Source organism: Vibrio sp. 9-16B-A1 (assembly GCF_056726165.1).
Genome location: NZ_JBSDZD010000003.1, coordinates 97,151 through 111,148, shown reverse-complemented (window position 1 = coordinate 111,148; position 13,998 = coordinate 97,151). Strand labels below are relative to the sequence as shown.

The 13,998-nt window shown below is 51.9% G+C and carries 9 protein-coding genes; 4 read left to right on the top strand and 5 right to left on the bottom strand.

What is annotated here, in order from left to right; genetic code table 11:
• Positions 1 to 2: 2 nt before the first annotated feature.
• The 4 genes from ACVB80_RS06560 to ACVB80_RS06545 form a co-directional block, all read right to left on the bottom strand.
• Positions 3 to 1,172 carry an AAA family ATPase gene (locus ACVB80_RS06560; protein WP_481080477.1) on the bottom strand — a complete coding sequence of 390 codons (1,170 nt, stop codon included), beginning with the start codon at positions 1,170 to 1,172 and terminating at the stop codon, positions 3 to 5.
• Positions 1,173 to 1,330: 158 nt separating this feature from the next.
• Entirely contained in the window at positions 1,331 to 2,512 is a 1,182-nt protein-coding gene (dpaL, locus tag ACVB80_RS06555) for a diaminopropionate ammonia-lyase (RefSeq protein WP_481080476.1), read from the bottom strand.
• 64 nt (positions 2,513 to 2,576) lie between these two features.
• Positions 2,577 to 2,960 carry a RidA family protein gene (locus tag ACVB80_RS06550; RefSeq protein ID WP_481080475.1) on the bottom strand — a complete coding sequence of 128 codons (384 nt, stop codon included), beginning with the start codon at positions 2,958 to 2,960 and terminating at the stop codon, positions 2,577 to 2,579.
• 23 nt (positions 2,961 to 2,983) lie between these two features.
• A complete protein-coding gene (locus ACVB80_RS06545; protein WP_481080474.1) occupies positions 2,984 to 3,661 on the bottom strand; it encodes a helix-turn-helix transcriptional regulator in 678 nt (225 codons plus the stop codon).
• Positions 3,662 to 3,995: 334 nt separating this feature from the next.
• On the opposite strand from ACVB80_RS06545, the gene ACVB80_RS06540 reads away from it, so the two are divergent.
• From ACVB80_RS06540 to rarD, 4 genes are all read left to right on the top strand, one after another.
• Positions 3,996 to 5,159, top strand: coding sequence for a M24 family metallopeptidase (locus ACVB80_RS06540; protein ID WP_481080473.1), 1,164 nt, complete (start codon positions 3,996 to 3,998; stop codon positions 5,157 to 5,159).
• An 82-nt stretch (positions 5,160 to 5,241) separates the two neighbouring features.
• Positions 5,242 to 6,219, top strand: a complete 978-nt coding sequence (locus tag ACVB80_RS06535) for a DMT family transporter (protein WP_481080472.1) — start codon at positions 5,242 to 5,244, stop codon at positions 6,217 to 6,219.
• Positions 6,220 to 6,274: 55 nt separating this feature from the next.
• Complete coding sequence (locus tag ACVB80_RS06530) at positions 6,275 to 7,426, top strand: M20 aminoacylase family protein (RefSeq protein WP_481080471.1); 1,152 nt, start codon at positions 6,275 to 6,277, stop codon at positions 7,424 to 7,426.
• Between the two features lie 114 nt (positions 7,427 to 7,540).
• Entirely contained in the window at positions 7,541 to 8,440 is a 900-nt protein-coding gene (gene rarD / locus ACVB80_RS06525; RefSeq protein WP_481080470.1) for an EamA family transporter RarD, read from the top strand.
• A gap of 60 nt (positions 8,441 to 8,500) precedes the next feature.
• Here rarD and ACVB80_RS06520 read toward each other — a convergent pair whose 3' ends face one another.
• A complete protein-coding gene (locus ACVB80_RS06520; protein ID WP_481080770.1) occupies positions 8,501 to 13,981 on the bottom strand; it encodes a VCBS domain-containing protein in 5,481 nt (1,826 codons plus the stop codon).
• Positions 13,982 to 13,998: the final 17 nt, after the last annotated feature.

Sequence of the window (13,998 nt, the reverse complement as noted above, 5' to 3'; positions counted from 1 at the left end):
TCTCACTGGCCCTTATCCGGCCAGTGCCAGGCCGGGGTCGAAAGGATATCCTGCCCAGGCAACACTGTCTGGCCAAGCTGTTTCTCCAGCCTGAGTTCATTACATTCAGGGTGTGCCCGCAGCGCTTCAATCAGCCTTGGAGAGTGAGAAACCACCCAGACCTGACTGCGCTCAGCGGCGTACAGGATTAGCCGCGCCAGCGCAGGAAGAAGATCCGGGTGCAGACTGGTTTCCGGTTCGTTCAGAACCATTAAGCCTGGTGGCCGCGGCGTTAACAGAGCGGCCACCCAGAGCAGAAATCGCAGGGTTCCGTCAGAGAGCTCGGCACCACTCAGCGGCCTTAAAAGCCCCGGCTGGACAAACTCCAGGGTAAAGCGGCCATCACTGTGCTGAACCACAGAGACCCGGGCTCCGGGAAACGCATAGTCGATGGCTTTAAACAGAGTCTCTTTGTCTCCCACTTCGATAATCGTCTGCAGTGCCGCTGCCAGATCCCGGCCATCATGGTGCAGTACCGGAGTCCGGGTGGCGAGCTGAGCCTGTCTTGCCGGTGCATCCCTGTCGGTGCGAAAATGGTCATAGAAACGCCAGCCGCGGATCTTCTCGCGCATCACAAACGCTTCCGGTGTCGCGACCGGGTCTGAAATCTGGTCAAACATGCTGTGATAAGTGGCGATATGCTGAGAAACCACCTGCCAGCTTCGCCCTTCTCTGGCACGGATCACACTGCCTTTTCGCTCCACCATAGCGCTTGCCGGGCGGTACACTTCTCCGTTCCAGATACACTCATGCTTTACTTCCGGGTCATGACCAAACATCGACATCGAGGGAGTGGGCAGTCCGAGCGAAATCGCGTAGCTGAACTCTTCGGTCGAGAACCCGAGTTTAAGCCGCTTCACTTCCTGACGGACCGTGTATTCTACCGGCTGCTCTCCGCGCTTCATCGCGCCAGAAATCTTCTCCGGCCCCGCCCAGAAAGTGGACTCAAGCCCGCCTTCGCCTGCCAGCGCAGGCACCACCCCTCCCTGTGCGGTTTCCGCCAGAAGCCGCAATGCTTTATACAGGTTAGACTTCCCCACTCCATTCTCACCGGTAATGATATTCAGCGGCCCGAGCGGCAGGGTCAGATTGAGTATTGAGCGGTAGTTATTAATTGAGAGTGCGGTAAGCATGAGGAGTATTCTCTTCTGACAGATGTTCCGGAAACAAACCAGGCCGGTCTGCTGTTAATCTGGCCCATGCTAAACAGGAATACAAGTAAGGGATTGTAAAAACAATGAGATGCAATAAAGACAAAAGGCAGGTAAAAACCTGCCTTTTTTGCTGAAGTTTACTGTGGAAGGTGACCTTCCCAGACAATCTTACGATAGCGATCCGGATTGGTATCGCCTTCAGTACTGAACAGCATCACCACCGAGTCTTTGTCCAGCCCCAGCTGTTCCATCGACAGTTGTGGATCGCTCTGCTGAGCCAGCTGGTACAGAACGCCTGCAGTAATCGCACCGGACTCTCCGCTGGTTACTGCCGGATCACCAGCCAGTGGATTACCCAATACGCGCATACCGGTTGCCGTAACCGTATCTTCAGCAGACACGAAGTAATTACTGCAGTCTTTCAGGATCGGCCAGGTTACCGGGTTCGGCTCACCACAGGCCAGGCCTGCCATGATTGAGTTCAGATCACCAGTCACATTAACCATGCCACCGTTTTCGCTGGTACCCGAACGGAAGATACAGTCAGCTGCTGCAGGCTCGGCGATAACGGTTGTAAAGTTATCTGCACCCAGTTTGTCAGCCAGATAGCCCAATACACCACCGGCCATTGCACCAACACCGGCCTGAAGGAAGACATGAGTCGGCATACCAAACTCAAGCTCAGCCGCCTGCTCTGCCGCTTCACAGGCCATGGTCATATAGCCCTGGGAAATCCAGGTCGGGATTTCCTCGTAGCCGTCCCACGCCGTATCCTGGACCAGCATCCATCCGTTGTCTTGTGCGGTCTTGTTAGCAAGACGTACCGTGTCATCGTAGTTCACGTCGGTCACGATACACTCAGCCCCTAATGCCTGAATACGGTTAACGCTGGCCTGCGCTGAACCTTTTGGCATGTACACTACCGCTTTCTGTCCCATTTCACGGGCAGCCCAGGCTACACCGGTACCGTGGTTGCCTGCGGTCGCAGTGGTAAATACCAGCGGTTTTTCCAGTTTGGAAGCAACGGTTTTCAGGTTGATTTCTGAGATATCAATGCCAAGGTGTTTGGCAAGCTGCTGGCCGAGCGCATAGGAGCCGCCCAGCACTTTAAATGCGTTAAGACCAAATCGTTTGGACTCGTCTTTTACCAGAATCGCTTTCACACCCAGCTTACTGGCAAGTGCAGGCAGGGAAACCAGCGGAGTTGGTTGATAGCCGTCTATCTGACGGTGAAAATCACGGGCCTGCTCTGCCTGAACAGCGGTGAACAGTTCGCACGTGGTTCCTGTGTAGAATGAGTTTTTTGACAGTTTTAGCATAGGGTACACTTCAATACGGGCTGAATTCAGAAATGGGCTACTGTAACCAGCAGCCCTGAAAGGATTACTTGATATAAGCGATCGCTTCTACTTCCACCAATGCATCTTTTGGCAGACGAGCGGCTTCGACACATGAGCGGGCAGGCGCGTCTTCAGTACCAAATACTTCGGTGTAAACCTCGTTAAAGGCAACAAAGTTTTCCATATCAGACAGGAAACAGGTTGTCTTAAGTACCGTGTCCAGTGATGCACCGCTCTGCTCCAGAACGGCTTTCAGGTTTTCCAGTGACTGACGGGCCTGCTCTTTAATGCCGCCCTCGGCAAATGCCATGGTTTGAGGGTCCAGAGGCAGCTGACCAGAAGTAAATACCAGATCTTTAAATGCCAGTCCCTGTGAGTATGGGCCGATTGCTGCTGGTGCCAGGTCTGTATGGATCTTTGTCTTCATTGTCTTTCTCTTTAGTGTTGTTTCTACGATCTAAACTCGCGTATGTACTTATATATAGCGTGGCGAGTAATCCCGAGGTGTTCAGCCACAAGTGCTGTCGCCTCTTTTAACTCGAAAATGCCATTCTCAAGCAAAATCCTGGTAATGGCCTTATTCCGACCTTTTAAGTTAACTGAGGCATCGTTTTCAACTTCTGTGATCGCATGTTCCAGCGCCTGCTCGACAACTTCGTTCACTGAAGAGCTGAAGTTCTCATTCACACCTACCGGAGCGTGCGCGACATCTGGCATCAGAGTCTTAATGATCTCGGGGAACGGGTGAGACAGATTCATATTGATACAGAACAAACCGATTGGTTTGCCGTTCTCTCCCGCCAGAACGCACGTTGTCGATTTAAGCAGAGATCCCTCTTTACTGGTGGTGAAGTAACTTTTTGGGGTTACCTCGCCAGTACTTTCAAAAACGCTGAGCATCTTCAAACCCATATCCGTGATCGGTGAACCCACTTTACGTCCGGTGTGGTGACCATTCACGATTTTGACTACCGATTTCTCGAAGCTCTCAAACGAGTGAATAACAACCTCACAATGCGGCCCAATAAAGTCTGCGATGGTTTCCGCCAGGCGGAAATTGGTTTCTAAATGCTCTCTGTCTTTATCAGTGAACTCTACGTTAAATGACTTATATGCTGATGCGTTCATTCCAGACCACTTCTGTTAACTCTAATGTTGACTATTGTCTTTACTCAGCGATTAAAAAGCAAGCCGCCAATTAACTTTGTGTAACTATAAAACCCTAATCAGAGGTAATAGACAATCCCAAAGTTACATATATGGAACTAAAATTTGACAGAGGTCACTTTTTTGAGCGATTTACGCCTCTTACAGGTCACAATAGTTAACCGCAAGATCCAGGTCACATTATTTAACTGAAATATCAGTAAGATTCACACCGTAAAGTAAACAATTTTTAACTATACGGTTGAGCCCGCTCCACGTCTTAGCCCTTTAACAAGAAACAAAACAAGAGGTTCCCATGACTAATTTCCTGAACAGAGGTTTTGAACAGTCAGAGTTTGAAAACAGGACCATGCGCGCACAGAAAATGATGCATGACCTGAAACTGGACGCCATGATCTTTACGACTGAGCCGAACGTACGTTACTTCACTGGCTTTCACACCCAGTTCTGGCACAGCCCAACACGGCCTTGGTTTGTCGTGGTTCCGGCTGAGGGCAAACCTATTGCAATTATTCCGGAAATTGGTGCCAGTGGTATGGCAGGAACCTGGGTCGACAACATCATTACCTGGCCGTCACCCCGCCCTGAAGATGACGGCATCAGCCTGGTGGCCAGCACACTGAACTCACTGCCTTGCCGCTATGGTCGTGTGGGTGCCACTTTAGGTATTGAGTCGCACCTGCGTATGCCGGTCAATAATTACCTAAAGTTAACTACACTGGTGAAAAAGGAGTTTGTTGACGTATCACTTTCTGTTCATGAACTGCGTCAAATCAAGTCTCAGGCGGAGATCGAAAAGACCCGCAAGATCTGCCGCATCACTAATGTCGGCTTTAACAAGATCCCGGAATACGCCCGCGCAGGTATGACAGAGCGTGAAATCTGTAAGCAGTTCCGCATCGATATGCTGCTGGAAGGCGCTGATGAATGTCCTTACATCATCGCAGGCTCAGGCCCGGACGGATACGACAGCATTATCATGGGTCCGACCAACCGCATTATTGAACCTGGCGACGTTCTGATCATCGATACCGGCGCGGTACGCGATGGCTATTTCTCCGACTTCGACCGCAACTGGGCCTTTGGTTACGCCAGCGACGAAACCAAAGCCGCCTACCGTGCCACCTATGAAGCAACCACCAAAGGTTTTGAAGCTGCCCGCCCGGGAGCGACCACAACCGACATCTACAACGCGATGTGGAAAGTACTGGAAGCCAACGGCGCACTGGGTAATGACGTGGGCCGCCTGGGCCACGGCCTGGGTATGGAGCTTACCGAGCGTCCGTCGAATACCGCAACCGACAATACCGTACTGAAACCTGGCATGGTGATGACCCTGGAGCCGGGCATGGTTTACGCACCTGGCAAGTCCATGGTTCACGAAGAGAACATTGTGATCACCGAAGATGGTGCCGAGTGGCTGAGTGAACGTGCTGAGCCTGAGCTGATCATCATCTGATAACAACACAACCTCAAAAGACCCTGCAAACCAGCTGTTCCATCAGGTTCAGCTGGAGAAAAATAATACAAGGAATGAACAAATGAACACTTCAAACAAAGATACCTTTTTCGGCTGGGTAGCAGCGATCGCTGTTGCCGTTATCTGGGGGGTGACCGGTGTGGTCTCCAAGCCTCTCTCTATGGCCGTCGACCCTATGACGCTGGTTTTCTTCCGCTATGTAACCGCGGTGATCGGCCTTTCCATCATCTTCTTCTTCACATCCCGCAGCAAAAGTCTGAGTGAAGATCTCGGTGGTTCACTGAAAATCGATATCAAGGATATCGGCCGTATCGCGTTATGTGGCATCGTTGGCCAGGGGGTATTTTCACTGTTTAACTTCCTTTCCCTCGCTCATATTGGTGCTACAGAAAACGGCGTGATCCAGGGTATGCAGCCATTCGCTACCGTTTTCTTTGGCATGATGTTTATGAACTTCCGCATGAACAAAATCCAGTGGGGTGCCTTTATTGCTTCAGCAGTATGTATTTACGCGATGAGCGTCGGCCCGACTAACAAAATTGAAGGCGGCACACCGCTGCTGGGATACGCCTACGTGACTGGTTCTATGCTGGCTCTTGCCTGGACTGCTCACCTTCGCGCCAGCCTGGCTGAAAAGTACGGCTCTGTTGTTTCTATGCTATACCAGTACATCTCTGTTGCAGTAATGGGTGTGTTTGTCGTGATCGGCATGGACCTGGACCTGTCGCAAATTGGCATTATCTTCTCAAGCCCGCTGCTGATTGCACTGCTGATCTTCCTGGGTACCGGTATCTCCGGCGGCAGCTACCTTATCCAGCTTTACTCTTTCAAACGCATCGGCGTTGAAAAATCAACCATGGCACTGAACCTGATGCCACTGGTTGGCTACCTGGTTGCTGTTCTGACTCTGGGTGAGCAGATGGCTCTCGGTAAAACCATTGTTGTCTCTCTGATTGTTGTGGCTCTTTACGTGTTCACTAAGTACGAAACCAAGTCAGAGACTAAAGAAGAAACTGAGCTGACCGCTCAAAAAGCATAACTATTAACCTGATAACACCCGGCAGCCCCCACTGCCGGGCTGGAGTATGTAAAAGATGTCTATTGAACAGAAAGTGATTGAGTGGCGCCGCCACATCCATAAGCACCCTGAGTTTGGCTTCGAAGAAGTGCAGACCTCAAAAATGGTTGCGGACAAACTGGAAGAGTTCGGTATTGAGGTTCACCGTAATATCGGCCGTACCGGCGTGGTCGGCATTCTGAAATGTGGCGACAGTGACCGCTCAATCGGCCTGCGTGCTGATATGGATGCCCTGCATATTCACGAGCAGAACACTTTCTCCCACGTCTCTGTCAACGAAGGGGTTATGCACGCCTGTGGGCATGACGGCCATACCGCTATGCTGCTCGGCGCCGCCCATGAGCTGGCAAAAAACCGCGACTTTGATGGCACTGTCTATTTTATTTTCCAGCCGGGAGAAGAGCACGGCGTCGGCGCTAAAGCGATGATCGAAGACGGCCTGTTCACCAAATGGAAGATCGATTCAGTCTATGCCATGCATAACCTGCCGGGGATCCCGGAAGGTCACTTCCTGACCCGCCCAGCCTCACTGATGGCCAGTGAAAGCAGCTTTGAAATCGTCATCAACGCGACCGGTGGTCACGCCGCTCTGCCGCATATGGGCACCGACCCGATCGTTGTCGGCGCGCAGGTGGTAACGGCTCTGCAAACCATCGTCTCACGTAACCTGAGCGCAATTGACGAAGCTGCCGTTATCTCAGTAACCAATTTCGTCACCAACGGGACCGTGAACGTGATCCCTTCTCAGGTCACTATTACCGGCGATACCCGCAGCTTTACCGATCAGGCGCTGCATAAGATAGAAAAAGCCATCGAACGGGTTGTTGCCGGCCAGTGTATGTCTGCCGGAGTTGATTACCAGTACCGCTTTAACAACAGCTTCCTGTCGACTATCAACACCCCGGAAGAGACCGGACATGCAGTTCGCGCAGCCAAAGCTGTTGTGGGCGAGGAGAACGTAAACGGCAGCTGCGAACCGTTTACCATCAGCGAAGACTTTTCGTTTATGCTCCGCGAAGTCCCTGGTTGCTACATTCTGGTTGGCAACGGTACCGGCGAGTGTGGTGGCACCGCACTGCACAATCCGCTCTATGACTTTAACGACAATATCCTGCACAAAGGCGTGAAGTACTGGCAGACACTGGTGGAACAGCAACTGCCTAAGTAATCCCGGCCTTATACCAAAATCCCGGATATTCCGGGTAAATCCAATCTGTTACCGGCAATAAGTCGTCCCTTTTTTGGGGCGGCTTATTTTGTTGGATCCCAAAAGAGGTGAACGATGACCAGATCTTCGAATGGCAGCCTGATCGCTGCGTTGGCATTCGTGCTGTGGGGACTGCTGCCCCTGTATTTTCAGTTTATTCCTCAGGCAGATGTTTTTGAGCTGCTTGCTGTCAGGTTGATTGTATCCATTCCCCTGATGTGGATACTGGTTCGCGTGGTGCCCACCTCCTGGCGGCAGTTTTTACCCGCCCTGCGAAGTAAAAAAGTCTGGCTGCTCTGCCTGCTGGCCGGGTTGTTTAACTGCGTTTCTCTTTACAGCTTTACCTGGGCGCTCACCAATGGCCAGGTGCTGGCTGCCAGCCTGGGTTATTTTATTAACCCCGTGTTTTCTGTTGTGTTTGGGGTGCTGTTTTTAAAAGACAGATTAACGATGGCCCAGCGGGCAGCCGTGGTGCTGTCGGTGTTGGGGATAGGATGTCAGGTACTCTACTACGGCGAACTGCCGTGGCTGTCACTGGTAATGGGGGGCGCATTTGCCCTGTACGGGCTGATCAAGAAGTTTATCCCGCTGGATTCACTCTCAGCCATGCTGATTGAACTGCTTGCCCTGCTCCCCCTCGCAGCCGTTTTGATTGGCACAGGCTGGCATAACCAGGATTCAGCCCTGTACCAACAGGACTGGAGCACTCTTCTGTGGTACGCCGGAGCCGCTCCGGTCACCCTGATCCCGCTGGTTCTGTTTGCCATGGCGGTCGAGAGAACAAGTCTGATCATGGTCGGCCTGGCTCAGTATATTGAGCCCAGTATCCAGTTTTTACTCGCGGTGATGCTCTTTGGAGAGCCGCTGTCACAGGTAAAAGTCATCAGTTTCAGCTGTATCTGGCTGGGGCTGCTGCTCTGCACACTGGAAGCCCTGCTCAGGCGGCGACAAAAGCACTTTAAGCAGCTGGCTTAAAGTAAAAAAAAGCGTTGTCAGTTCCTTCTGACAACGCTTTTCTCCCGGATCAGGAAAGTATTAATCCATCTTAAATGCCTGATGCTGGAACAGCTGGTCCACAATCTCGTGGGAAGTCGCCGAAGCGCCCAGCTCAAGCCCTGACATATCAAAGTGCTCCAGTGCCACCGAGGTGGACTTGTCACCATCTGTGATAGTCAGATTCAGGATGTCGTTCGTAGCATCAAAGTCTGCCCGAACGTGATCCAACAGGTTATCCATGTCCTTAGCGTCATCGCCGGTCGGCGCCATAATATCGGTCAGATCCAGCTTGTCTTCACCCAGATGGAAGTCTTTGATCACATCCTGCGATGGCGTCGTGCTCAGTGAAGCGTTGTTATAAACGAACGTATCACTGCCTGCACCGCCGGTCAGGATGTCGTTACCCAGACCGCCAGTCAGGATATCGTCACCCAGACCGCCAACCAGAATATCATCGCCAGAACCACCATCCAGGGTATCGGCACCCCCCTGACCCAGCAGAATATCGATACCGTCTCCACCGGTCAGGGTGTTTGCCTGATCATCGCCCAGTACAGCGTGACGTTCAGTTGCCGCGATATCAGTGCCCGACTCGCTCAGGGTCAGAGTAAACACATTGTCGCTTACGCCACCTTTACCGTCTGACACTTTAAACAGGAAGTTCAGATCTGCCTGCTGGTCACCCTGCAGGGTCAGGTCATCACTCTGAGTAAAGCTGTAACTGCCGTTTGAAGACACTTCCAGGGTACCGAATGCAGTTTCGATATGCAGATTACCGTCTTCTTCCTTAGTCGAAGTAACCAGCGGCTGATTTACGGTAATGCCATGAAGGTCCGCACCAAGCAGCGTGAAGTCACCGTCAGCCAGAGACACTGTCATGCTGTCGCCGTCAGCATCCTGACTTCCTGCCAGCAACTCACCCGCAATCGGCTCTGGAGAGAAATGATTCAGATACTGGCCCAGGTCTTCACCTGAGTCGATAAATACCACTTTATCGCTAAGCTCATCCAGAGCCTCTGCAGCTTTGGCGTTATCAGAAAGGGCAATACCAATACCGTATACTTTTGCATCATGAGCCTGCTTGTACTCTTCCCAGCGCTGGTCCAAATCAGGAGCTGCTGCCTCACCCTCTTTCGGGTTTGGTTCACCATCCGAGATAAAGAAGATGGTGTCCTTACTTTCTACCGGCTCCTCTGGACCAAAATAAGCAAAGCCATCCTGCCACGGATAACTGAAGTGATACTCCTCTCCCGGATCCATCACCTCTTCCAGCGCCTTGCTGTAGTCAGTATTGGTGCCGTAGTCCACATCACACCAATCGCGTATGTAGTCTGCAACATCATTTTTGTAACTAAGGTCTTCCGGGTCACGGCCATTAAGTTCTGGTGGGCGCGTCATGGCTTCGATATCACTGAGCGTATACCAGCCCGCAGCATCGGCATCACCGTCAAAGCGAACCAAACGGATAAAGGTATTCGATTCACCACCTTCTGCAATCATATTTTCCACCATGGTATGCAGTGCCTCAGCAGCTTTGTAAACCCTCGATTCCGTTTTCGGGGCAGTGGCTTCACTGCCAACCGTGTTCTGACCGTCAAAAGTACGGGTCATACTGTTGGACTGATCGAATACTACCGTTACTTTGTTGATCGGCAGATCTTCCATCTGAGCAAAGCCCTGAACCGGAGATGAAGTCGGTGCGTGGTTCTCTGTTACATTCAGGGTAACCTGAGTGGTATCTTTATCCGTACCATCGTTCGCGGTAACTTCCAGCTGATACGTCTGCTGAGCTGAATGATCCAGCTTCACACCGTCTTTCAGCCAAATCTCACCACTATTCGGGTCCACACGGAACAGATCAGCATCACCACCACTCAGCTCGTACTTAATGGTGTCGCTGCCATCCGGATCAAACGCTTTCACCTGACCAACCAGCACGCCAGCTTCCTGCTCCGCAACGTTAAAGCTCGCAGTATCTGCGGTAGCCATGCCATTAGCATCTGTGCCGTGAGTCTGATCTGCGTCGCCGGCACTGATAAACTCAGGTGCGCGGTCACGGATATCGATTGTCACTTCGCCATTTGCGGTATCCCCATCGGCGTCGATTACCGTTACCTCAAACTTCTCCTGCTGGTGACCGGCAACGTTCGTCGCCTTGTAGTCATAATGACCATTTTCAAAGTTGATGGTCAGCTTACCGTGATCAGTGTCGATCTGCGCCAGAGAGTGGTCAGAGATCTTCGTACCGTCGCTGGTGGTTACACTGCCGTTTGCTTTGTTGTACTGGTATGTCTCACCATCGACAGTGATATGATCGACCCACTGAGCATCGCCGCTGCTGTCATCCAGCAGGTTGCTCTGAAGCTGGCCAGATACAGTTTTAATCAGAAGATCCGTTATCTGGGAATCATCGGTTACCACTAGGGCTGAGCCCTTGTCTGTCGCGATCGGCTCCAGGTATTTCAGGTCAGAACCTGCGCCCATACCGAGAGACCAGATATTGTCGAGTTCCTGACCACTGGTCGCGATGCTTTGCTCCATCGCGTTTTCCAGAATCATCTTCTCTTCATCTGGCGTTGGTTCAGCCAACCCATCACGCACCTGCTGGTAACGCTGCGGACTTGAAAAGTCTTCTTCGCTGCTCCACTTCATGAGGCTTTCACGGGCTTTCACCTCAAACGAGCCGGAACTGGTCCAGTTATCAAAGTCGGTGGTTATACCATCTGAAATAAAGTAAAGCTGACTGTTAGTACTGCTGAGCAGTTCCTGACTGGCCGGGTCGGTCAGGATTTCATGTACCTGATCGATCGCCTGACTGTATGGCGTCCAGGCATTTGGTTCAACGCTGAAGAAGAAATGATCGATATCACCGGTCGACTCAAGCCAGCCAGAGATCTGGCCAGATGGCACACCACTGTGGGTCGCTATCTTCAGATGTACTTCACCCATCTCCTGATACTTTTCGAACATGGCTTTAACCGATTCCCGCGCCAGTTGCCAGCGGGTAACCATGTTGCCTTTCCCGTCAGGTACTTCCCAGCCCATAGAGCCTGAAGCATCCAGAGCGATCACAATAGTGTTCTTCTGCGGATCCACATCATTGATTTCATGATGCGCAGAGCTTGCCGTTGGCAGTGAGTCGGTTACATCAAGGTGCAGCGTTGCATTTTCCGTTTGCCCGCCAGCCTCAACCTGGATTTTAGCAGCGATATCCAGCGTATCCGCACCCTGTTCTTTGTGATCCAATGGCGCATGTTGATCAGCAGTGTAATGGCCGGTTTTGCTGTCGATAGTGGCTTCAAGCACTTTAACGCGGTCTGCTCCAGTACCGGTATAGCCTGTCAGCGTGCTCTGGTCTGCACTCACCTCAAATACCACTGGCTTACCATCGCTGGTGAAACCATCAAGCTGCTGATCGGTATCGAAGTGGTATTCGCCGTCTGTTGCCGAACCGGTATCTGCAACCAGGTCGCCTTCGGCGTGTGAACCAGCATCAGTACCTGCCTGATCATCGCTCAGTGCAGCGTGAGCATCATTGAGTGACATTGGCTCACCCATGACACTTACGGTAACTTCTGCTTTATCAGTCAGGCCATCTTCATCACGGATGGTGTATTCAAAGGTGTACTCTTTAACTTCACCCGTCTCAAGGGTCCGCTTGTCTGCAGGCAGAGATTCCAGATACTTAGCCGCGTCAAAGACCAGTTTACCGTCCTGAAGACTCAGAAAATCTTCTTTCGGATAATCAATGATGGTCAGGTCATCACCATCCGGGTCGCTGTCATTCGCAAGAACATCCAGCTCCAGTGTGCCTGAACCGTTGGTCTGGTAGGCATCATCAAAGGTCGTCAGATCCGCTGATACCTGGGTAATAAAGTACTCTGAGCCTTTAGGATCAACGACACCGTCTTTGTAGCTGATTGCGGACATTTCGATACTATCGAAGAAGCGGCCATCTGCATCTATGTTTACCACCTGAGTGCCACCTCGGGTACCTTCGAATACGCCACTCGCAACCACTTCACCTTTGTAGTATGCCTTCCAGACACCTCGTTCGATGCCAGGTTCCCAGCTACCATGCTTAGTGTCTGTCCATAGGTTTTTCACTTCTACTTCAGCGTGATCGGCAACCTGACCGTTAGCAAACGAGAAGCGCATAGCTTCACTATTCCCGGTTGCGTCGTTATACCCTATTTGCCCGTCCTGAACCCGGTCTGAGCCGCCATCCAGAGCAGAGCTGACGCCATATTTGTGGTCTCCGTCACCGGTATAATCGGCTTTCGACGCGTCAGCAACCTTGTTTCCTGTCGCAGTATCAATCACATAGTAATCGACATTGATATCGGCACTGTCATCCCAGTTAGTCTGATCCAGTGTCCTGGTCGTTTTTTCAATACCCTTGTCATCTTCAGCGATCGGAGCTTCGTTAATATCGTTCACCGATACTTGCACTTTGCCGGTGTCTTTAGCGCCGGTCTGGTCGGTCACTTCCACATCAAGTTCATAGCTGCTCAGCTTTTCATAATCAAAGCTTACGCCTGGCTTGACGCTGATCTCACCGGTTTTGCTGTCGATTTCAAACAGGTCAGTATGACCCGACAGTTTGTAAGTCAGAGTACTGTCGTTATCTGCATCGAAAGCTTTCACTGTGCCAATCACGCCCGGAGTGCTGTTCTCGTCAACACTGAGCTGATAGCGGTCTGCATCGGCTTTACCCTGCGCATCCAGGCCGTGGGCATCGTTACTGCCGCTGATGAACTCTGGTGCATCGTTAGTGCCGGAAATCGATACTACTACGTTGTGCTTAGTGCCATCGGCACTCTGCACTTCAATAGTACGCTCAACCGGCGTGCTGTTTTCACTCAGTCCCTGAACGTCAGGGTGGCTATTATTCAGCTTATAACTCCAGTTGCCGTCAGCGTCGATTGAGAATGTGCCCCAGTCGCCATCCTTCACATCCGTCTGAGGTCGGAATACCGCTTCACCAGCATCCACGTCTGTCACATCCAGCTTCCCACCGGTGGTCAGGGTCACGTCTTCCGTCACGCTGCCTTTATCCGCATCAGGAGTATGCGGAGTGATCTTCGCGCCGTCATCGGTGCCTTTGATGGTCACGGTGACTTTGTGCTCGGTGCCGTCGACTGAGCTGACGGTGAACTCACGGATAACCGGGTCACTGGCGTCGGTCATGCCCTGGATGGTGGCGGAGTCGTTGTTCAGCTCGTACTTCCAGTTGCCGTCGGTGTCCATGGTGAACTTGCCGTACTCGCCGTCATCAATGCTAGAGGCGTTGAAGTGTGCTTCACCTGCGTCCGGGTCAGTGACATCCAGCTTGCCGCTGGTCTCTTTGATCTCGTCTTCTTTCACCAGGCCTTTGTCGGCATCGGCAGTGTGCGGGGTAATTTTCGCGCCGTCGTCAGTGCCTTTGATGGTCACAGTGACTTTGTGCTCGGTGCCGTCGACTGAGCTTACGGTGAACTCACGGATAACCGGGTCACTGGCGTCAGTCATGCCCTGGATGGTGGCGGAATCGTTGT

Bases quoted from the DNA above. Each gene is read 5' to 3' on its own strand.
- ACVB80_RS06545 (WP_481080474.1), bottom strand. From the start codon at position 3,661: ATGAACGCATCAGCATATAAGTCATTTAACGTAGAGTTCACTGATAAA.
- ACVB80_RS06560 (WP_481080477.1), bottom strand. From the start codon at position 1,172: ATGCTTACCGCACTCTCAATTAATAACTACCGCTCAATACTCAATCTG.
- ACVB80_RS06540 (WP_481080473.1), top strand. From the start codon at position 3,996: ATGACTAATTTCCTGAACAGAGGTTTTGAACAGTCAGAGTTTGAAAAC.
- ACVB80_RS06530 (WP_481080471.1), top strand. From the start codon at position 6,275: ATGTCTATTGAACAGAAAGTGATTGAGTGGCGCCGCCACATCCATAAG.
- ACVB80_RS06535 (WP_481080472.1), top strand. From the start codon at position 5,242: ATGAACACTTCAAACAAAGATACCTTTTTCGGCTGGGTAGCAGCGATC.
- rarD (WP_481080470.1), top strand. From the start codon at position 7,541: ATGACCAGATCTTCGAATGGCAGCCTGATCGCTGCGTTGGCATTCGTG.
- dpaL (WP_481080476.1), bottom strand. From the start codon at position 2,512: ATGCTAAAACTGTCAAAAAACTCATTCTACACAGGAACCACGTGCGAA.
- ACVB80_RS06550 (WP_481080475.1), bottom strand. From the start codon at position 2,960: ATGAAGACAAAGATCCATACAGACCTGGCACCAGCAGCAATCGGCCCA.